Annotated in this window: 17 protein-coding genes; 8 read left to right on the forward strand and 9 right to left on the reverse strand. The window is 41.8% G+C overall.

The window, feature by feature from the left end:
- Positions 1 to 122 precede the first annotated feature (122 nt).
- Positions 123 to 1,742: an inorganic phosphate transporter gene (locus tag AC4CVD_RS04935; RefSeq protein WP_005399885.1), complete on the forward strand. Its 1,620-nt coding sequence runs from the start codon at positions 123 to 125 to the stop codon at positions 1,740 to 1,742.
- A gap of 89 nt (positions 1,743 to 1,831) precedes the next feature.
- Here AC4CVD_RS04935 and AC4CVD_RS04940 read toward each other — a convergent pair whose 3' ends face one another.
- The 3 genes from AC4CVD_RS04940 to AC4CVD_RS04950 form a co-directional block, all read right to left on the reverse strand.
- Positions 1,832 to 3,379: a hypothetical protein gene (locus AC4CVD_RS04940; RefSeq protein WP_490752249.1), complete on the reverse strand. Its 1,548-nt coding sequence runs from the start codon at positions 3,377 to 3,379 to the stop codon at positions 1,832 to 1,834.
- Between the two features lie 144 nt (positions 3,380 to 3,523).
- On the reverse strand, positions 3,524 to 3,691 hold the full coding sequence (locus AC4CVD_RS04945; RefSeq protein ID WP_004694400.1) for a hypothetical protein: 168 nt from the start codon (positions 3,689 to 3,691) through the stop codon (positions 3,524 to 3,526).
- Positions 3,692 to 3,820: 129 nt separating this feature from the next.
- The gene (locus tag AC4CVD_RS04950; protein ID WP_058869197.1) at positions 3,821 to 4,438 is read right to left on the reverse strand and encodes a rhomboid family intramembrane serine protease; all 618 of its coding nucleotides are present in this window, start codon (positions 4,436 to 4,438) and stop codon (positions 3,821 to 3,823) included.
- 160 nt (positions 4,439 to 4,598) lie between these two features.
- Here AC4CVD_RS04950 and nfuA point away from each other — a divergent pair, with 160 nt between their 5' ends.
- Both nfuA and AC4CVD_RS04960 read left to right on the forward strand, forming a co-directional pair.
- A complete protein-coding gene (gene nfuA, locus AC4CVD_RS04955; RefSeq protein WP_004981041.1) occupies positions 4,599 to 5,237 on the forward strand; it encodes a Fe-S biogenesis protein NfuA in 639 nt (212 codons plus the stop codon).
- A 174-nt stretch (positions 5,238 to 5,411) separates the two neighbouring features.
- A complete protein-coding gene (locus tag AC4CVD_RS04960) occupies positions 5,412 to 7,472 on the forward strand; it encodes a TonB-dependent receptor domain-containing protein (protein ID WP_490752251.1) in 2,061 nt (686 codons plus the stop codon).
- A gap of 49 nt (positions 7,473 to 7,521) precedes the next feature.
- Here AC4CVD_RS04960 and AC4CVD_RS04965 read toward each other — a convergent pair whose 3' ends face one another.
- Together AC4CVD_RS04965 and AC4CVD_RS04970 are read right to left on the reverse strand one after the other, a co-directional pair.
- Positions 7,522 to 8,523, reverse strand: a complete 1,002-nt coding sequence (locus AC4CVD_RS04965) for a hypothetical protein (protein ID WP_490752253.1) — start codon at positions 8,521 to 8,523, stop codon at positions 7,522 to 7,524.
- A gap of 15 nt (positions 8,524 to 8,538) precedes the next feature.
- Complete coding sequence (locus tag AC4CVD_RS04970; RefSeq protein WP_062034416.1) at positions 8,539 to 9,570, reverse strand: alpha/beta fold hydrolase; 1,032 nt, start codon at positions 9,568 to 9,570, stop codon at positions 8,539 to 8,541.
- A 310-nt stretch (positions 9,571 to 9,880) separates the two neighbouring features.
- Between AC4CVD_RS04970 and AC4CVD_RS04975 the strand changes: the two genes are divergently transcribed.
- Positions 9,881 to 10,495 (forward strand): carbonic anhydrase, encoded by a 615-nt coding sequence (locus AC4CVD_RS04975; protein WP_078425432.1) that lies wholly within the window; start codon positions 9,881 to 9,883, stop codon positions 10,493 to 10,495.
- Between the two features lie 30 nt (positions 10,496 to 10,525).
- Here the strand turns inward: AC4CVD_RS04975 and AC4CVD_RS04980 are convergent, their stop codons facing one another.
- Positions 10,526 to 11,155, reverse strand: a complete 630-nt coding sequence (locus tag AC4CVD_RS04980) for an arylesterase (RefSeq protein WP_078425433.1) — start codon at positions 11,153 to 11,155, stop codon at positions 10,526 to 10,528.
- Between the two features lie 23 nt (positions 11,156 to 11,178).
- On the opposite strand from AC4CVD_RS04980, the gene AC4CVD_RS04985 reads away from it, so the two are divergent.
- Positions 11,179 to 11,907, forward strand: coding sequence for an ABC transporter ATP-binding protein (locus AC4CVD_RS04985; RefSeq protein ID WP_279665997.1), 729 nt, complete (start codon positions 11,179 to 11,181; stop codon positions 11,905 to 11,907).
- A gap of 1 nt (position 11,908) precedes the next feature.
- Entirely contained in the window at positions 11,909 to 14,398 is a 2,490-nt protein-coding gene (locus tag AC4CVD_RS04990; RefSeq protein ID WP_490752256.1) for an ABC transporter permease, read from the forward strand.
- A gap of 30 nt (positions 14,399 to 14,428) precedes the next feature.
- Here the strand turns inward: AC4CVD_RS04990 and AC4CVD_RS04995 are convergent, their stop codons facing one another.
- Positions 14,429 to 15,244: a rhomboid family intramembrane serine protease gene (locus AC4CVD_RS04995; RefSeq protein WP_317110325.1), complete on the reverse strand. Its 816-nt coding sequence runs from the start codon at positions 15,242 to 15,244 to the stop codon at positions 14,429 to 14,431.
- A 77-nt stretch (positions 15,245 to 15,321) separates the two neighbouring features.
- Between AC4CVD_RS04995 and mtgA the strand changes: the two genes are divergently transcribed.
- Together mtgA and ppk1 are read left to right on the forward strand one after the other, a co-directional pair.
- Positions 15,322 to 15,996, forward strand: coding sequence for a monofunctional biosynthetic peptidoglycan transglycosylase (gene mtgA / locus AC4CVD_RS05000; protein WP_490752259.1), 675 nt, complete (start codon positions 15,322 to 15,324; stop codon positions 15,994 to 15,996).
- 110 nt (positions 15,997 to 16,106) lie between these two features.
- A complete protein-coding gene (ppk1, locus tag AC4CVD_RS05005) occupies positions 16,107 to 18,191 on the forward strand; it encodes a polyphosphate kinase 1 (RefSeq protein ID WP_348959611.1) in 2,085 nt (694 codons plus the stop codon).
- Positions 18,192 to 18,278: 87 nt separating this feature from the next.
- On the opposite strand, the gene oxyR is transcribed toward ppk1, so the two are convergent.
- The gene (oxyR, locus tag AC4CVD_RS05010) at positions 18,279 to 19,181 is read right to left on the reverse strand and encodes a LysR family transcriptional regulator OxyR (protein ID WP_490752261.1); all 903 of its coding nucleotides are present in this window, start codon (positions 19,179 to 19,181) and stop codon (positions 18,279 to 18,281) included.
- A 13-nt stretch (positions 19,182 to 19,194) separates the two neighbouring features.
- Positions 19,195 to 20,133 (reverse strand): alpha/beta fold hydrolase, encoded by a 939-nt coding sequence (locus tag AC4CVD_RS05015; protein ID WP_004694383.1) that lies wholly within the window; start codon positions 20,131 to 20,133, stop codon positions 19,195 to 19,197.
- Positions 20,134 to 20,150: the final 17 nt, after the last annotated feature.

The following is a 20,150-nucleotide window of genomic DNA, read 5'->3' on the forward strand; positions in this document are numbered from 1 at the left end:
TACTGCTGATCTAAAATAAGCCAATTATGAAAAAATTGGCTTCATGTGACACGCGTTTGTCATATAATTGTCACAATTAAATTGAACAATAGGGGATATTGATATCCTCTTTAGCCGTCTGCATGAATTCTAATATTCCTCCCGTCCAAGATCAGGTGCACGTGACACAGGTCAAGTCGACGAATGTGCACGTACCTACACCGAAATTTTTTATGCCGGTGTTTTTAACGGTCATTATTTCAACGCTAATTTATATTGGCTTTCAGCTTTCTGCTGACTTATCGCATGTTCCTGCACTGAATCTTTACTCTTTAATCCTTTTAGCAACGGCATTGTTTATTGCTTTGGGTTTTGAGTTTGTAAATGGCTTTCACGATACTGCCAATGCGGTTGCAACGGTCATTTATACCAATGCACTGTCTGCACCTGTTGCGGTGATGTGGGCAGGTTTCTGTAACTTTCTTGGGGTTATGGTCGCAAGTGGTGCAGTGGCTTACGGTATTATTGCGTTGCTGCCCGTTGAGTTGATTATGAATGTCAGCTCAGGCGCAGGTTTTGCCATGGTATTTGCCATGTTGATTGCTGCGATTTTGTGGAACTTGGGCACATGGTTCTTGGGTATTCCAGCATCAAGTTCACACACTTTGATTGGTTCAATCTTGGGTGTGGGCATCATGAACTACCTGATGCATTCAGGCAGTGGTGCTTCGGGTGTCGATATGGATCAGGTGATTAAGGTCGGTAAAGCTTTACTGTTTTCACCAATGATCGGTTTTGCTTTTGCAGCAGTATTGTTCTTATTGGTGAAAAAAATCTTTAAGAAACAACTGGAACTGTTCCAACCACCTGAAGGTAACAAACCACCACCGCCACTGATTCGTGCTATTTTGATTTTTACCTGTACCGGTGTGAGTTTTGCACACGGCTCAAATGACGGTCAAAAAGGTATGGGTCTAATCATGCTGATTTTGATTGGTATCGTGCCTTTGGCTTATTCTTTAAATAAGAATTTAGATTCACAGCACATTCAGTCATTTGCTCAACTTTCAGATCAAACGGCGGCTGTGATTTATCCGAATCATAACGATATTGCAGATGAAAAAGCCCGTACGGTGATCACGCAGTATATTCAAACCAAAGAAATGACCCCAGAAGTTGTACCTGCTTTAGCTAGTTTGACAGATCATTTGGGTGAGCGTGTTGGTCATTATGGAGATCTTAAAGATATTCCTGAAGCTGAAGTTTCTGCACTACGTAATGACATGTACTTAAGCACGACAGCGTTCAAACGTTTGGATAAAGCGGATCAATTGCCGGCGATGTCTGAAGCGGGCAAGAAGACAGTAAAAGAATATCGTAGTAACCTTGATTCATTCTTACAGTACATCCCAACATGGGTGAAAGTGGCTGTAGCATTGGCTTTAGGTCTAGGTACGATGGTGGGCTGGAAGCGTATTGTCGTGACTGTAGGCGAGCGTATTGGTAAAAACCATATGACTTATGGTCAAGGCATGTCAGCCGAGTTGGTGGCGATGACCACGATTGCAGCCGCGGATGGCTTTGGTATGCCAGTATCGACCACTCACGTGTTGAACTCTGCGGTTGCAGGGACCATGGTGGCAAACAAGTCTGGTCTGAACTTTGCAACAGTAAGAACCATTCTTTCGGCTTGGATCTTTACCTTGCCAGCAACAATCTGTTTATCAGGTGGTTTGTTTTGGTTGTTCCTACAGTTTGTTTAATCTGATTGGTAAAAACCAATAAAAAAAAACGCTACCTAAGGTAGCGTTTTTTTTTAGCTCTGTATTTTATGAACGATGCTGTTCATATTTTACTTTTTGAACTTCGCCCAGACTTTGTCTAAAGGTAGTTTATCTGCGGCAAAGCCATAAAGTGCTGCAAAGGGCAGTGCAGTACGTGCTAAATAAGCTACACGCCATAAGCCACCATGGTTTGCACCATGCATCATCAGCTCTAAAGGATGTTCAAGTTTGACCTCTGGGTTAGCTACAGACGCAGGATTACGCAGGTCATGGATCCATAAAGCTGCCATGATGGCATTGGTCGTTTCAGGCTTAAAGGCTTCAACATCAAACAAGCTCGCCCCATTAAATGCGGCTTTGAGCAGTGGATTTTTGGTGACGGAATGCGTGGTGGTTGATGGTGCAATGTTGATGCTGACGCGCTGACCTTCTGATCGAGCAAGTATTGCACGCCACTGTTGAATACGTTTAGCCAATGCGTAGTTCGGCCCTTGCTCAATCACTAAACAGTCGGTGATGCCATAAGACTTGTCATTATCCGACTCGACGAGCTCATGTAAGTTTTTCTTAAAGAACAGTTGCCCGCTGAGGGTTGAAATACTCTTGCTAATCATCTGCTGCGTTTTAGAGCGACCACTGAACTTTTGCTCAGACGCTGTAATGACTTCCTCTGGAACTGCATAGACATCGGTAGGTGTACACATATACATCAAACTGGTATCTGCTTTTTGTGCACTGACATATTGCATGATCGCATCCATTGCAACGGAAACGCGGACATGTTTTTCACCATCCAAATAAGCAATCGCAGCCAAATCTAACTGATGTGGGTTTTGTACTAACCATTGTGCAATTTCAGGCACTTGTGTCAGTAAGTTCGCACCAAGTTTTTCTTTAAGCACAGACGCAGGTGTTTCCGCGCTCAAAGCTTCAACTGATGGGGCATATAACGTGGCATTGCCGTGTTGGATCGTGTCTAAAATTTTGCCCCATACACGACTATTGGGTAAATCAACCGCCACAATATTGGCTTTCCATTGGGCTAACCATGTGAGTGGACCAGCTTCAGATGCCGCACCGAACAAAACCATAGTGCGGTCAGATAAATCAAACCATTCAGGATGTTCCACACAGGCAATCAGTGCTTCAGCATGACTGGGTTCAATCACACCTGCATCTAACCACGTTTGGATTTGTGCAAGTAAAGCACCTCCTTTGAGTTGTTGGCCTTTATAAGGCACTGACCACTCAGGTGCAGCATCACTTTCACCTTTGAGTTTGATGGTGTGTAGCGGTGTCGTTTTAAGTGACATTACATCTTTGAGGAGATGCTTTTGGCCATCGCGATAAAACTCAAACACATTCTGTGCTTTGTTGAGCCCATCTTGCGCAATTTGAATCGGTGCAATTTGATTGCGAATCCCAAATTCAACTAAGGATTTAAAATAGCATGGATAGAGTTTACGCCAGTTTTTTTCTGTAAGTGCGGCCACAGAGGTTTGATGATCAACATTGGCTAAGGCCTCTGCAATAATCTCTTTCCCTGTGCGTGAGGTACTAACTTTTTTTGTTTTCGAGTAAATTGGAAATTGAAGACCATCTAAGGGATTGGACATGCAAGAAATCTCACTGGCATTTGCTATTTATATACAGTTGTAAACATTATCTATGCCAAATCAAATTCCTGCTTGGCATTTCATGCCAAATTTATGTAAAAATATATGTAATAAAAAAGCCTTCTGAATAGAAGGCTTTTGAGTTTAGCAGCGACCTTTTTTGGCCTGTCCGGGTGGGCAGAAATCGCCTTGGCCATGAGGATAATAAGAACGATCAGGATCGACGATGATACTCCCTTCAGGGGTGTGTACCGCACAGGCTGTAAAACTGAGGCTGATCATCAAGGCTGCAAATATAGACATTATTTTCATCGCAATTTCCTTGGTTTATTGTGGTCCTGATGTTCATTGTAAAAATTAGGACCACCCGTTGCTGTGAAAAAATGTTACTGAGCTTATACGCGTATGAATGCAATCCATTTGCAATCTAGGGGTTTAGTTTTAAATAGGTAACTGGGTTAATTTGTTCAGAAAGTGTGGAATAAGACGCGGCTCTAAAATTAAGGTCATGATGACCCCATAAGCAGCTCCCCAAAGATGGGCGCTATGATTGATGTTGGAGTTGCCTTTTTTACCTGACCAGATGCTATATGCCACGTACAACACTGCAAAAATAATCGCAGGTACGGGAATAAAAAACACAAAAATCAGCTTCCAAGGTTCAAACAACACATAAGCGAACAATACCGCAGAGACCGCACCAGAAGCACCAAGGCTTGCCCAGCGCACATCATTCTTATGTTTTAAATAACTTGGTAAAATGGCAAAAATTAAGCCACCCAAATAAAACAAAACAAAACCTAACTCATAGAAGTATTGACGGTAAAAACTTTCAATGATGCTACCAAAGAAAAACAGGGTGAACATATTGAACAGGAGATGCATACCATCGGCATGAATAAAGCCATGGGTAATAAAACGATCGTATTGTCCACGTTGCATCGCAGGAGGCCAGAAAATCAGTCGGTTCATCACGTTCTGATTTGAAAATGCCACCATAGAAATAATCACCGTAATAATAATGATCGTAACTGTATGATTAAAAGGTAAATCCAACATTTCTGAGATGTTCTGCATATAACTATCTTGTGGTCATAATGCCATTAAATTGAGCGAAAAGATGAACTTTCACAATAAATCCGACAATTTTGGTTGATTTTTTTTAATTACCCCGCATCTTCAGTTAAAATAGCAACTTCAGCTTGAGGAAATGATTGTTATGTCGACTGAGAACAGCAGCACTGCAGTTGCAGAGGAAATTCCAAACTTATTGATTACTCCGACTGCACAAGAGTATTTACGTGATTTATTAGAAAAACAAAATACACCGGGCATTGCTGTACGTGTATTTGTTGAAAATCCGGGTACACCACGTGCTGAATGTTGTATGGCATATAGTGCGCCTGAAGAAGTGATCCCAACTGATTATCGTCAAGATTATCCAGACTTTCCTGCATATATCGACACACCGTCTATTCCATATTTGTTGGATGCGGTGATTGATTACAATAAAGACCGTTTTGGTGGGCAATTGACATTCCGCGCACCGAATTCGAAAGTGCCACGCGTTGGTCCTGATGCATCGATTGAAGAGCGTATTACTTACATTCTTCAGTCTGAAATTAACCCAGGTCTAGCTGGTCATGGCGGTAACTGTGCATTGGTTGAAGTTGTTGAAGATGAAGAGCATGGTTTAACGGCTGTATTGAAATTTGGTGGTGGTTGCCAAGGTTGCTCAGCAATTGATGTCACCTTGAAACAAGGTGTTGAAACGACTCTGCAACAACACATTCCTGAGTTACGTCGTGTTATCGACCAGACGGATCATACGCAGGCAGAAGGCGCGTACTTCAAATAATTTTTAAACCATTTTACCAAATAACCTCCTTAAATTAGGGGGTTATATTTTATCTAAAGCTAAAATATAACTGAGAATAATTATTAATATTAATTGCAATATGTTTATCATTTGTTAAAATGCCCTACGAAATTTACACAATCTCTCCTTTTTTTGTATTTGGGTGTATGCGTTATGGGTGAAAATCTGACGAGATCAACTTTAGCTTTAGCGGTTGTAGGTGCAATGAGTTCATTTGCGATGGCAAATGACGTTGTAGAAACAACAAAAGAGAAAGAAGCAACACAATTACAGACGATTGTTGTATCGGCAACGGGTTATGAGCAGGATGTTTCAAAAGCACCAGCATCAATTACTGTGATTAGCCGTGAAGAATTAGATAAACGTGAATATAACGATATTACAGATGTTTTGAGAAGTGTTCCGGGTGTTGTTATTACGGGTGAAAATGCAAGTCAAACAGTTAGTATTCGAGGAATGTCTTCGAATTACACCTTGTTCTTAGTCGATGGAAAGCGTCAATATTCTAAAGACGTTAACCCAAATGGCGATGACTATGGTATGGAGAAAAATATTCTTCCTCCAGTTGCATCCATTGAGCGAATTGAAATTATCCGTGGTCCAGCATCTACATTGTATGGTTCTGATGCTATGGGTGGTGTAATTAATATTATTACTAAAAAGGTGACGGATGTTTGGACTGGGAATGTTGAGTTAGGCACAACTATTCAGGATAAAAATAATTCTGGAGACATTCGTAATGGTTCTGTTTATTTAGCAGGGCCGATTATTCAAGATAAAGTTGGCTTGCAGTTAGGTCTAAATCGTTTAGAGAGAAAAGAAGACTCTTATTTAGGTGGTTTTACAGGCCATACAACGGAAAGTTTAAATTCACGTTTAACTTATGTGCTTAATGATCAACACGACTTAGCTGTAGAGGCAAATTTCTTCACACAAGAGTCTGAGGCTACGGCAGGTAAAACGGTTGCGGCAACAGGTACTGACTCTGCAAGTCGAAATATACGTAGTGTTTATGCCTTAACGCATAATGGGCGATATACCGATAATTTGGATAGTAAATCTTATATTCAATATGAAAATTCTAAAAACCCAGATCGTGAAAATACAGTCGTGGGAACGAAGGGTATTGATTTAGAAACATGGACTGCAAATACACAGTGGAATTGGTTGTTAGGTAATCATACACTGGCTTTTGGTGGGTATTATAAAGATGAAAGTTTGTTAGATCGAGCAACAAACCGAAATCCGTTGGTTCCAGAGTTTGATGAATTGACACGCTGGTCAGCTGCTGCATTCTTAGAAGACACATGGAGTTTAACCGATCGTTTTAATTTAACGCTTGGGGCTCGTTATGACCATGATGAACTATATCAAGGAAATATTTCTCCGAGAGTTTATGGTGTTTATAACTTTACTGACCAATTTACCGTGAAGGGTGGGGTTTCTACAGGTTATAAACAACCAGATATTCGTTCTGTGACTGACGGCTTCTATAGTGTGACAGGAGGAAGTGGTTCTCCAACAACAACGGGTCGAGGAATTATTAAAGCAAATCCAGACCTAGAACCAGAATCAACTGTTACTTCAGAATTAGGTTTTTACTGGAACAATGATTACGTTAATACCTCTATTACAGGTTATTTAACTCAGTTTAAAGATCGAATTGAAGAAATTCGTGAATGTGATTCAACGGGTAATGCTGACTACAACCGTAATGATGTTTCAACGTGGAAATGTTCTGAAAACGGTATTCCATTTGCATTTATCAGCACACGTGAAAACATTGGTAAAGCTGAGTTACGTGGTGTAGAGGTGACATTTGATGCCAAATTAGCTGAATATACAACCTTAACTGCAAATTATACGTTTACAGATACAGAAATTAAATCAGGTCAATTTAAAGGGCAGCCTTTAAATGGCATGCCTGAACATGTATTTAATGTAACAGTAGATCATGACTTAACCGATGCTTTGAATATTTGGAGCCGATTACATGTGCGCGGAGAAACTACACCGTATTTAGGTCGTTCAAGTATGTCTGACCCAATTCCTGGATATAACTTCCTCGATGTTGGTTTTAACTATAAATTTGCACCAAACTTCAAAGGTAAATTTGGTGTTTATAATGTGTTAGATGAAACTGCACAGAATGCTGATGGCGAGCAAACTTTAGATGGTCGTCGCTATGGTGTAAGTTTTGTTGCTAATTTCTAATACATAGAAATTAGAATTAAAGACCCGTTTCTTCAACGGGTCTTTTTATTTAGGGGATTAAAATACTCTGTGCTTGGTCAGAATAATAAAACTGTTCTAAATAATAGCGTGCTCGATCACGTAAGTAATCAGAATGAATGAGCTCTTGAATTATAGGGTTCAACAAATCTTGAAGTTGATTTTGGACTAAGGCTTCGTCGATATTTAAGTCGCGTAGTAGTAAATCAAGAGAAAGTTCTTGGTTGCGAATGTACCAAGCGTAAACACCATCATGCACCTGTTGCTGCAGATAGTCGGTTTGACGCATATGCTCCCAAATTTCGTGCCCCATAGCGACAGTTTGAGGCAAGTCCTGCACTTCAATATAATTTTTCAAAACTGATAAAGGCATATCTTTGATTTTGTGCCAGAGGTTGGCTTGAAAGTAATATAGCTTTTCATCATTAAAGTTTTGATTTAACACTTGTTCACTCATTTGACTGAGTTTTAAGATGTTCTTTTGTAAATAATGCCCAATAGTGTCATTTAGGTTTGAGTCTGTGACGGTTTCCAGTACGGACTTGCCCATTTTCATAAAACTAGAAACACCCGGCACACGTTTAGTCATCACAGAGTTGTTCAAATAGTCTTGAATCGAGTGTTGAATCAGCTGGGTAATCATGGCTGAAAAAGCTGGGTTATTTACCACAGTTTTAATCAGGCGTTGACGGTGCCCACTTTTACTCGCGACATACTGCGCAATTTTGTCGATGGTAAGTACAGGAATCACATCGGCAATTTTTGTTGATTCATTGATGGGATGAATTAAAGCAAACTTGATGTGCTCTGCAATTTGTGAAATTAGATGCTCGGTCGCAGGTGTGGCTAGGATTTGTTTTTGCAAAAGCGCATTGATGTCTTCAAAGCTCCACAGTTGCTGCAAAGTTTGTTTTCTAAACCAGTGATAAAATAGGATGAATTCATTTTGTACGGTACTTGCTTGCGAAAACTCATGATCTAAAAAATTAAGATGAGCTTCAATGAGTTGCTCAATCATCGGGTGTTTCTGCATACGTACTCAACAAAATTAATTTAGTGGAATCAGTTTATCAGCCAATGGATTTTTTAACTTTTGTGTTTTTGCAAGAAAAGGCAGGTAGTGCTGTGCAACTGCTTGTTCTGCCTCCAAAAGTGGCATATGACCAACATTGTTAAGGATGACAGGAGCTTCAGCACGTTTCAATAAGGATTTGAGCTCATTCGCCACTTCGACATTGATAATTTTGTCCTGCTTACCCCACAAAATGAGGGTGGGTGCTTCAATATTTCGGGTCACTCGAGCAAAGGAGTCTGTGGTATAAATTCGGTTCAAGGTCACCAATTGATCAATCACTTTACTGTTTTTTTCAGCCTGAGTAATTAACTGTTTTTCTTGGGCGCGTTTTAAATAATAGGGCATTTTGATTGGGGTTTGCATGACACGTTGCATCACATCATCCAAATCGCCCGGCTTGCTCACAATCAAGTGCTTTAAATATTGAGGGTCTTTGGCATAGTTGGTGTTGGCGTTTTTATAAATGCCCGCACTGTTCAATAAAAACAAACTTTGCGTGTCAAAAGGGTATTGTGCGGCATATAGAGTTGCAATTGAACCACCAATGGAATGTCCTGCAACATTCAGCTTATCTTGTATATGAATAGCTTCAACAAAACGACGGAGTCGCTCTGTGACATTTGGCATAGAGAGATCAAAATCATCTGGGACTTTGGTGTCGCCGTTGGTTGGAAGGTCAGGGATAACCACGTGGTAATAAGGCGTTAGAAACTGTGCTACACGGTTCCAATTGTCTCGATTTCCAGCAAAACCATGAATCAGCAAAATCGTTGGCTTATCAACGGCACCGCCTTCGTTATAGCTCCAAACGATATCATCCACTTTAAGTGTTTTGGTTTTTAAGCCGGCGGTGACGCGTTCTTGTAGAAGGTAGCTTTGTAAACTGAGTTTGTCTTTGATGATGGTATTTTCGACCGCATGGCTGGCGAAAGGAAATGACAAAGCTAAGGCGAATAGACCGGCCTTTAAACTTTGTTTCAAGACGGATTTTGAGCGCATCATCATGGTTCATCCTTAAACGGAGATGAATGAAAAAACTGACCGAATAAGATAAAAATGCTCTGATTTTGAATGGTTTTTATGTTTATTTACAGGTCTGTTTGATTCTAATAGCTTTCATGCAAATGTCATTAATTATTTATTTGAAAGGATATACTGCATTTGGATAAAGTGTGAACTGCATAACGATTTGTTTGAGATAAAATGCAAATTTAAAATTAAGCAAAAAAAGAAGTCGCTATGTTTTTTGCAAGTGACAATCAATTTCGCTGGGATTAAACTAGTCCAACTTAATAACAACCGAGTGGGAAAGGGAATGCTAACAGCTCAAGAAGCTTTAAGCCGTCTAAAACAAGGTAACCAACGTTTTGTAGCGGGTGAGACAACCCACCATAAGCAATTGTCTCACCAAGCACGAGCAGAGATGGCGGAAGACCAAAATCCATTTGCCATTGTACTCGGATGTTCCGATTCTCGTGTGCCTGCAGAAATGGTCTTTGACCAAGGTTTGGGTGATCTGTTTGTTATTCGTGTTGCAGGAAATGTGGTTGCACCTTCGCAAGTTGGCAGTGTTGAATTTGCGGCTGAGCGTTATGACTGTGCAGTAGTTGTGGTACTTGGTCATAGCCATTGCGGTGCGATTCAAGCCACCATTGACACCCTGATGAACCCAGATAGCCCACCATCTGCAAACTTGATGTCGATTGTAAACCGTGTCCGTCCTTCGGTTGAAACCTTGATGCAAACTGAACTGAAACATGATTTATACAAACTGTCTAAACACGCAGTACGTTCAAATGTATTTGCCTCTGTAAATCAGTTACGTCATGGCTCAGCTGTGCTTGAAAGCTTGATTGCCAAAGGCAAGTTACAAGTGGTTGGCGCTGAGTACTCACTTGAAAGTGGTGAAGTGGTTTTTTTTGACTTCTGATCAGCGGATATGATCAGAATAAAAGGCGCTTTATAAAGCGCCTTTTATATAGGGATAAGCTAAATTTAATAAAATAGCTTGTGCCTTGCCATTTGGATGGACCAAGTCTTTTTGCATCAGGCTTTTATTTCCCGCTACACCTTCCAAGAAGAAGGGCAGTAATTTCACTTTGTATTGTTGACTAACCACTTTGTAATTATTTTCAAATGCCTTGCTATAGGCTGTGCCATAGTTTGGTGGCATTTTCATTCCCAAGACAACCACGGTGGCATTGGCTTTTTGACTCTGTTGAATCAGTTGCACTAAATTTTTTTGAATCATCTGAGGTGGTTGACCACGCAGCCCATCATTCCCGCCAAGCTCAATCACCACCACATTTGGCTTATGCGTTTGCAACAGTTTGGGTAAACGAGCCAAAGCGCCACTGGTGGTTTCACCACTCACACTGGCATTGACCACTTTGTGTTGTTTCGGATACTGTTGGTCTAACCGTTTTTGCAGTAAATTTACCCATGCTTGCTGTGGTTCTATGCCATAACCTGCACTAATGCTATCTCCTAAAACCATCACGGTTTTTGCAAAAACCCAAGTGGGGCTTAGGCACAGTGCAAGCAAAACCAAGTATGAACTGATACGTTTTTTAAATTTGCGATTTTGCATGAATATTTGCATATAGGGATGTTATGACCCAAGTTCATAGTGATGTAAGCATCATGCCACAAGTGATTATTTCTGCCCAGCAACTGACACAAAAGATTAAACTTCCGCAAAAAGAACTGACCATTTTCTCAGATTTGAGTCTGAGCATATTAGCAGGTGAACAAGTCGCAATTACAGGACGTTCAGGTTCAGGAAAGTCTACCTTACTGGGTATTTTGGCGACCTTAGATCAGGCTAGCGGTGGTGAGTTAATCGTTTGTGGTGAAAGTATTTCCAAGCTCAATGAAGAACAGCGTGCACAGGTGCGTTTAAAGCATATTGGCTTTGTGTTTCAGTCCTTTCAACTGCTACCACACCTGACTGCTGTTGAAAATGTGATGCTGCCGTTACGGCTTCATCCATCATTTAACTTCGCTGAAGCGGAGCAACGTGCTTTGAGTTTGTTGCAAAAGGTTGGATTAGAGCGACAGGCCACCCAAACACCGAAGGTACTTTCGGGTGGGGAGCAGCAGCGCGTCGCAATTGCCCGTGCGCTGATTGCTGAACCAAAAATTATCTTTGCCGATGAACCAACAGGAAACTTAGACAGTCAAACTGCGCGAGAAATTGAGCAGCTATTATTTCAATTGAACCGTGAGTTGGGTACGACTCTCATTTTAGTGACGCATGACCATACGCTTGCAGAACAGTGCCAGCGTCATTTTGAATTACTCGATGGTCAGTTGATCGAACATCCTCGAACGGGAGGATAAAATGAATTCTCTATTTCAGCCATTGCTGAAGCAAAGTTTTAAAAGTAGCGGTGTGTATTTATTGATTATTGCGTTGATTCTCGCGATCAGTGCAACGACCGCGCTGAAGTTTAGTAATGAGCAAATTCAAAATGCCGTAGCGCTGCAAGCCGCTGAGATGCTAGCAGGGGATTTGGTTCTAACGGACAGTCAAAAACTCGATCCGAAATGGAAAGCACAAGCGACAGCTCTCGATTTAAAACAATCCGAAGTCACTGTCTTTAGTTCGATGGCATATACCGATGATCAGTTTGTTATGGTCAATGTCAAAGCCATCGATCAAGCCTTCCCTCTGCGTGGAGATTTACGCATTCAGCCTGCTGCGAAGCATATTGCTTCAGGTGAAGCTTGGTTGAGTCAGCGTGCTATGGATTTGCTACGGGTTAAACTGGGCGATCAACTCAATATTGCAGATGGTACTTTTAAGGTGACAGGCTTGATTGAGCATGATTCCAATCAAGAGTTAGGCTTTTCTGGGTTCTCGCCAACGGTGATTATTTCTGAAGCAGATATTGCCAAGACCAATGCCATACAAGTCGGTAGTCGCATTGACTATCGTTTACTGATGGCAGGTACAGCACAAAATACCCAGCAGTTTGAAGCAAATTTTAAGAAGCAAAATGCAGCACCTATGGACGTAGATGCGGCAGCTCAAAGTGTCAATGCTGAAGAGCCACAAAACAGCTTACGCCTACGCAATGCCAGTGAGGGTAATACCCGTTTAATGAAACCAATTGCAAATTTGGACACTTTTTTGCAGTTGGCGAATATCTTAACGATTTTGCTGTGTGGAATTGCGATTGCTTTGACCAGTCAGCGCTTTGTACAACAAAATCAAGATCACATTGCGCTATTGCGTTGTATGGGGGCGGCGAAGTCACAAATTCTCTGGGCTTATCTCAGCTTGTTGGGTGTGGTGTTCTTGCTTGCGATGCTGGTCGGGAGTGCCGTGGGGGTAGGGCTGGGTTATGGCCTGTTACAGTTGATGTTACAACTGATTCCACACTTAAGTATTGCGTTTTCAGCTTGGGATATGCTGCTCGGGCCGATTCCGATTGCCATGTTGACCAGTGCCGTAGTGCTTCTGGGTTTTGTCTTACCGAGTTTTTGGGAACTGTTAAATACTCCACCGATCCGTGTCATTCGCAGTCAAGAAAAATCGGTTTCGGCTATGTTTTGGATGTTGCTCGCAGGAACGGCTAGCCTAGTTCTGTTTAGTATCGTTCTGACTGAAAACATGGTACTGACAGCCATGATAATTGGTGCAATTATCCTTCTATGTGTAGTGTTATACACTGTAGTCTGGCTGAGTTTGAAGTTTATCCGTGGCTTAAAAAATGCGATTTCTGCTTATGTCCGCACGCCTTACCAGACTGCATTTCAGATTACCGCTTTGGCTTTGGGACTTAGTTTAATTACGGTCTTAGCTGTATTACGAACCGATTTGTTAGAGCGTTGGCAGCAGCAAATTCCTGCGGGAACCCCGAATCAGTTTGTCTATGGTTTACCGCCTTTTGACATGCCTAAATTAAAAGCACAAATTGAGCAGAATCACTGGAACAGTACGCCGCTCTATCCGAATATTCGAGGTAGACTGATTGCCAAAAATGGACAGCCTTTTGCTGAGGATTTGGTGAAGCAAAATAATTCCTTGCGTCGTGAATTAAATTTGACTCAAGCAGACCGTTATCCTAAAGATAATGTGATTATCTCTGGCGCATCAAACCTGACAGAAAAAGGACAAGTTTCGGTAGAAGCCAATACTGCAACAGAGCTTGGGATAAAAGTAGGGGATCAACTGACCTTTAGCTTACCAGAGGGCGTTATTCACGCCAAAGTGGCAAACTTACGAACTGTAGAATGGGAAAGTTTTAGCCCAAACTTCTTCTTTATTTTTACGCCCCACACTATGGATGAAAATGCGGGCAGTTATTTGGGTAGTTTCTATGTACCCGATTCTGACAAAGCGAAGTTGGTCAGCATTATTCAACAATTTTCCAATACCGTCTTTATTGATGTCAGTTTAATTTTAGATGAAATTAAGCGCATCGTGACGGTGTTGGTGCAGATTGTCACGATCCTTGCGGTTTTAGTGAGTATTTCAGGTATTCTGGTTTTAATTGCTTGCCTGAACTTACTTATGGATGAGCGTAAACGTGAAGTGGCGTTATTACGTTCATTTGGTGGTTCCAAGCAAAAACTCAGAAGCATGCTCAGTCTAGAAATTGGCTTTATTGGTTTTATGGCAGGTGTGGTTTCTTGTTTATTTGCTGAAGCGATAAGTGCGGTCGCATGTTATCGCATGGGATTAGCCATTCAGCCACACTGGGAAATCTGGCTCATTTTACCATTGTTCATGACCTTACTCTGCGCGCTGATTGGGCGTTATCGCTTAAGTTATCTCAGTGAGATTCCACCTTTACAAAGTTTGAGAGAGATCAATCAATCGTGATTGATCTCTTAATATCTTAAGCGTTGAATCTTAGAAATTGAGCTGTTGACGCATCATCATTAACACTTCTGACCATAAGGGTTGAATATAGACCACAAGGTTTTGGCAGTGTAAGTAAAACCAATACGAACCGCAGGCTGCCAAAACAAGGCTCAGCGGCATAATCCAACGCTGCTGCGTCTTTTGGGAGAGATACCAAAGTGCCGCCAAAACAGCACCCATCAACATGCCGCCAATATGTGCGGCATTGTTAATCCCTGAAATCATAAAGCCCATGGCTAAGTTGATACCCATCACGATGAGCAAAGTCTTTTTATCTAAAATAAAACGTTGCTGTGGGAGCATCGGCAGGAGCGATAGAACCGTCAGTGCTGCCCCCAGTCCCATGACGGCACCGGAAGCCCCTGCACCGACACTAGGCAATAGTTCAGGTTTTGCTAAACCCACACGAATTAGTTCATAACTGTCTTGAATGGCAATATAACCACTGAGCAAGCTACCCATGAGACCAGCAAGAACATATAGCGCAAGAAAATAGACACGTCCAAACATTTGCTCCAACACACTGCCAAAAATATACAACGCCCACATGTTCAACATGAGGTGAACCAAGCCAAAATGAAAGAACATACTGCTCAATAAACGCATTGGTTCAGCCAAGAAGGTGAGCGGTGCATAGTCTGCTCCCCAGCGTATGGCATCAGCCGTACTTGGATTGCTGACATCCATGCCATGCAGGACTTGCCAAAAAAACAGCCCAACATTCACGGCAATAATGACGGCAGTAATCCACCATAAATGTACGTCGAATTTTGTTTTGATTTGCGGAGGTGTAAGCTCGGTCATGCTATTCTTGCTAAAATTTTGCTATATTTGCCCAAGCTTAGCATGAATAAAAATGATTTTTGGAGTAAGCCACTGGCATGAAAGCTTTTATTGTTCGTAGTTTGTTAGTCATTGTCAGCTTAGTGCTTTTGGTACAGTTGTGGATTTTTGCAAGCCTAGCGTGGTGGCGTTACAAGCCAGTGGAAACCACCATGTTTATGCGGATTGATTATTGGTCTGAGCCATCTAAGCCTATTCAACATGAATGGCGTGATTATGACGAGATCAGTGAGTACATGAAAAAAGCCATTGTTGCAGCTGAAGATGGCAAATTTATGCAACATCATGGTTTTGACTGGGATGGGATTCAAGCGGCGCTTGAGCGTAATAATGACACGGGCAAAGTGGTTGCGGGTGGTTCGACGATTTCTCAGCAATTGGCCAAAAACTTATTTTTATATAACAAGCGTTCATTCATTCGTAAAGGTCAGGAAGCTGTTGCAACTTGGATGATGGAACGGATGTGGAGCAAAGAACGCATCTTAGAGGTATATCTGAACTCGGTGGAGTTTGGCGATAATATCTATGGCGTGGAAGCTGCAACCCAACACTACTTTGGTAAAAGTTCACGTAGCTTAAGCCGAGAGCAGGCGGTCTTTTTAGCGGCCATTTTACCCAATCCGAAATACTACCAAGATCATCAAAATGACCGTAAGTTACAAAACCGTGAGCGCATGATTCGAAAGTATATGCGCTATAGCGATATCCCTTAATTTGATTGATGTGAAAAAGCCCAAATTTAAGGGCTTTTTTTTATGAAATTGTCACAAAATTGAAGCATACTTATCATGATAAAACGCATTCAAATAATCAAAGGTTAGCTATGAATACGGCAGCAAGCACATCTCCGATACTACAACCTGAATACGCGTATAACGATCGCTATATTAACCGTGAGTTATCGATATTAGATTTCCATTTACGTGTATTGGAACAAGCCGTAGATCCTTTACATCCGCTGTTAGAACGGATGAATTTCTTACTGATTTTTTCACGTAACTTAGATGAGTTCTTTGAAATTCGTGTTGCAGGCGTCATGGAACAGTTGGATCTGGGTAATGAAAGTCGTAGCCCCGATGGCTTAACCCCACGCCAAGTACTCGACCAAATTTCGCAAACTGCACATGCTGCAATTGAACGTCAGTATCGTATTCTCAATGATGAAATTCTGCCGAAACTACGTGAGGAAGACATTTGCTTCTTACGCCGTGGGGAACTGACGCCTGCACAGTCTTCATGGGTGAAGAAATATTTCCAAGAACAGGTTGCACCTGTCTTAACACCGATTAGCCTTGACCCTGCGCACCCATTTCCGCGTTTAGTGAATAAAAGTCTCAACTTTATTGTGACTTTGGAAGGGAAAGACGCATTTGGTCGTCAGATTGATTTGGCCGTTGTTCCTGCACCACGTTCATTGCCACGTGTGGTTCGTCTACCGGATGAACTCACAGGTGGAAAAGAGCATCATGTGATGCTTTCAGCTATCATCCATGAGCATGTTTCTGACTTGTTCCCAGGGATGACAGCAACAGGCTGTTATCAGTTCCGTGTCACACGGAATGCTGATTTGGCGCTCAACGAAGATGTTGAAGACTTAGCCAAAGCACTGAAAGGTGAGTTAAGTTCACGTCGTTTTGGACGAGCAGTACGTTTGGAAGTTACACAAAACTGTCCAGAACATATTTATAATTACTTGCTAGATGAATTTGATCTGCATCAAGAGCAGTTGTATAAAGTTGAAGGACCTGTGAACTTGGCGCGTTTATTGTCCAATTTTAAACGCCCACATCTACGGTATGACGCACATATTCCTGTTATTCCTAAGGTGTTGAAAAAGTCGGAAAGCATGTTCTCTGCAATGCAGAAACAGGATATTTTACTACATCATCCGTTTGAGTCTTTCGCACCTGTGATTAACTTGTTACGTGAAGCGGCACGTGACCCACAAGTGTTGGCGATTAAACAAACCCTATACCGTAGTGGTGCAGACTCTGAAATTGTACAGGTCTTAGCAGAAGCGGCGCGTAATGGGAAAGAAGTCACCGCAGTGATTGAGCTGCGTGCGCGTTTTGATGAAGAGTCAAATATCGAAGTGGCAAATGTGCTACAAGAAGCGGGTGCAGTAGTTGTTTATGGCATTGTGGGTTATAAAACCCATGCCAAAATGATTCTTGTGGTACGCCGTGAAAATAATAAACTCGTTCGTTATGTACACTTGGGAACGGGTAACTATCATGCGGGTAATGCGCGTATTTATACCGACTATGGCTTGCTCACGACCGATAAAGAGTTGTGTGAAGATGTACACCGTATTTTCCAAGAATTGACAGGTATGGGGAAAATGGCGAAGCTGAAAAAGCTACTTCATGCGCCGTTTACGCTCCATGCACAACTGATCAATTTTATTGATGATGAAATTGCCAATGCCAAAGCGGGCAAGAAAGCACAAATTATTGTGAAAGTGAATGCATTAACCGAAGTGCAACTGATCAATAAGCTGTATGAGGCATCACAAGCAGGTGTACAAATTGATCTCATTATTCGTTCAATTTGTTGTCTACGCCCGGGCTTGCTAGGGCTTTCGGAAAATATTCGTGTACGTTCGATCGTGGGGCGTTTCTTAGAACATACGCGTGTTTTCTATTTTAGTAATAATGGCGATGCGCGTATTTATGGTTCGAGTGCCGATTGGATGGACCGAAATCTATTTAATCGTGTTGAGGCCTGTTTCCCAATTGAAGATCCTGCTTTGAAAAAACGTATTTATCAGCAAGGTTTGTTGACCTATTTGCAGGATAATCAACAAGCTTGGTTACTACAGGGCGATGGAACATGGCTCCGTGCGACACCTGCTGAAGGCGAATCCGAGCATAATGCACAGCGTTATTTGCTAGATGTGATTAAATAACTTTAGGGGTTGTGCTTGAGTCGACTAAAGATTTAGGCACAAAAAAAGGGGTCATGTTTGACTCCTTTTTTATGCACAAAAATAAGCTTAGTGCAGATTTTGAGTAATTTTTTGCAGGATTTGTAATAGCACATCAAACTCGCTTTGTAGCGGGGTGCTTTTACGTGTCACCAAAGCCAAGATACGGCTTGGAGCAGCTTCAATTTGTTTAACCATCAAATCTGGATTCGCTTTAATCATATTGGTATGAATTGCGATTTCAGGTAATAAGGTAAAACCAAGATCAGCCGATACCATTTCCACAAGGGTCGGTAAAGAACTCGCTTTTAAACGATGATCGTTTTTACGCTCACCAATAGGGCAGGCACTTAAAGTGTGGTCACGTAAGCAGTGGCCTTCTTCAAGCAACATTAAACGCGAAAGGTCTAAGTCATCCAGCGATTTGGCTTGGCTTGCGATATCTGATTTATTGCAGACCAAAAACAAACTTTCTTTTGCGACTTCGGCAACTTTTAAGCCACGTGTATCAAAAGGTAGAGCCAAAACGACCATGTCTAAATTGCCATGTTCGAGTTTTTCTACAATTTTCTCACTTTGCGCTTCGTGTAAATGTAGTTGAATTTTAGGGAGTTGCTTATGCACTTCATCTAACAATTGCGCCAGAATAAATGGCGCAATGGTTGGAATAACACCTAGATGTAAATCACCAGTTAAAGGCTCGCTCATTTCTCGGCTTAAACGCATCAGGTCTTGAGCATCTGCCAGTAGAACACGAGCACGAGCAACGACTTGCTCGCCTAGAGGAGTTAAGCGCACATTTTGGCGATCACGTTCTACAAGTATGCCACCGAGTAGGCGTTCAAGCTCCATAATCCCGCCCGACAAAGTCGATTGGGTTACAAATGAACGGCGTGCAGCTTCAGTAAAATGCAGCGTTTCTGACAGTGTAACGAGATATGACAGCTGTCTTAAGGATGGTAATGCAGCCATAGTGTCCTAATGATTATGATTTAAAGTGTTGTGCAAATAATTCGCTAAGATTTGGAATGAAGTGCGGTGGGATATCATGCCCCATTCCATCAATTAATTCAAATTTAGCACCCATAATTGCCTTTGCAACGGCCTTTCCGTGACTAGGCGGGAGTAAACGGTCTCGCGAACCGTGTACCACAAGGGTCGGTTGTTGAATCTGTTTGTCCAGTTGCAATAAAGAACCTGTACATAATATTGCTAAAAACTGTTGAAGTACACCCGCAGGGTAATAACTTCGGCGATATAATTTGCGAGAAGTCTGAATTGACTCGATTGGATTGTGATAATCAGGCGAGCCAATGATCTTAAACACTTTCAAAGAGTGGCTCACAATTCCTTCTTCATCGGTCGATTCAGGTCGACCAATTAGACTAAAGAGTTGCTTTGGAAAAGGCGGCGGCAGTAAAGGCTGGTTGTTACTGGTGAACATTAGGCCGAGCTTTTTGACCTTTTGTGGGTGACGCGCTGCTAGAATTTGCCCAATCATACCACCCATGGATGCACCAATCACATAACTTTCATCTAAACCTAAACGGTCTAAAAGCAGTGCCACATCGTCAGCCATGTCGTATAAGTCATAAGGTGCACCACGGTTATCTAAACCTAAAGCAAAACGCCCCATCAGTTTGAGGGTGTTTAAGCGGGGACCTTGATGTTTAATTTTTGAAGATAAACCAATATCGCGGTTATCAAAGCGAATGATACGAAACCCTTGATCAATCAGAGATTTACAGAAGAAGTCAGGCCAAAATAACAGCTGCGCTCCTAAGCCCATGATCAAAACAATGGTCGGATGATGGTCTTCGCCACCGATTTCGACATGGAGTTCAATGCCATTGCCTAAGTCGACTTTAGTTTCGCGCATGAAAGAGGTATAGGGTGAAAGATTATATTGGAGTGCGCTATTCATTATTGTAATCCTCACAT

Source organism: Acinetobacter sp. LipI_23 (assembly GCF_058243045.1).

Bases quoted from the DNA above. Each gene is read 5' to 3' on its own strand.
- AC4CVD_RS04935 (WP_005399885.1), top strand. From the start codon at position 123: ATGAATTCTAATATTCCTCCCGTCCAAGATCAGGTGCACGTGACACAG.
- AC4CVD_RS04940 (WP_490752249.1), bottom strand. From the start codon at position 3,379: ATGTCCAATCCCTTAGATGGTCTTCAATTTCCAATTTACTCGAAAACA.
- AC4CVD_RS04945 (WP_004694400.1), bottom strand. From the start codon at position 3,691: ATGAAAATAATGTCTATATTTGCAGCCTTGATGATCAGCCTCAGTTTT.
- AC4CVD_RS04950 (WP_058869197.1), bottom strand. From the start codon at position 4,438: ATGTTGGATTTACCTTTTAATCATACAGTTACGATCATTATTATTACG.
- nfuA (WP_004981041.1), top strand. From the start codon at position 4,599: ATGTCGACTGAGAACAGCAGCACTGCAGTTGCAGAGGAAATTCCAAAC.
- AC4CVD_RS04960 (WP_490752251.1), top strand. From the start codon at position 5,412: ATGGGTGAAAATCTGACGAGATCAACTTTAGCTTTAGCGGTTGTAGGT.
- AC4CVD_RS04965 (WP_490752253.1), bottom strand. From the start codon at position 8,523: ATGCAGAAACACCCGATGATTGAGCAACTCATTGAAGCTCATCTTAAT.
- AC4CVD_RS04970 (WP_062034416.1), bottom strand. From the start codon at position 9,570: ATGATGATGCGCTCAAAATCCGTCTTGAAACAAAGTTTAAAGGCCGGT.
- AC4CVD_RS04975 (WP_078425432.1), top strand. From the start codon at position 9,881: ATGCTAACAGCTCAAGAAGCTTTAAGCCGTCTAAAACAAGGTAACCAA.
- AC4CVD_RS04980 (WP_078425433.1), bottom strand. From the start codon at position 11,155: ATGCAAAATCGCAAATTTAAAAAACGTATCAGTTCATACTTGGTTTTG.
- AC4CVD_RS04985 (WP_279665997.1), top strand. From the start codon at position 11,179: ATGACCCAAGTTCATAGTGATGTAAGCATCATGCCACAAGTGATTATT.
- AC4CVD_RS04990 (WP_490752256.1), top strand. From the start codon at position 11,909: ATGAATTCTCTATTTCAGCCATTGCTGAAGCAAAGTTTTAAAAGTAGC.
- AC4CVD_RS04995 (WP_317110325.1), bottom strand. From the start codon at position 15,244: ATGACCGAGCTTACACCTCCGCAAATCAAAACAAAATTCGACGTACAT.
- mtgA (WP_490752259.1), top strand. From the start codon at position 15,322: ATGAAAGCTTTTATTGTTCGTAGTTTGTTAGTCATTGTCAGCTTAGTG.
- ppk1 (WP_348959611.1), top strand. From the start codon at position 16,107: ATGAATACGGCAGCAAGCACATCTCCGATACTACAACCTGAATACGCG.
- oxyR (WP_490752261.1), bottom strand. From the start codon at position 19,181: ATGGCTGCATTACCATCCTTAAGACAGCTGTCATATCTCGTTACACTG.
- AC4CVD_RS05015 (WP_004694383.1), bottom strand. From the start codon at position 20,133: ATGAATAGCGCACTCCAATATAATCTTTCACCCTATACCTCTTTCATG.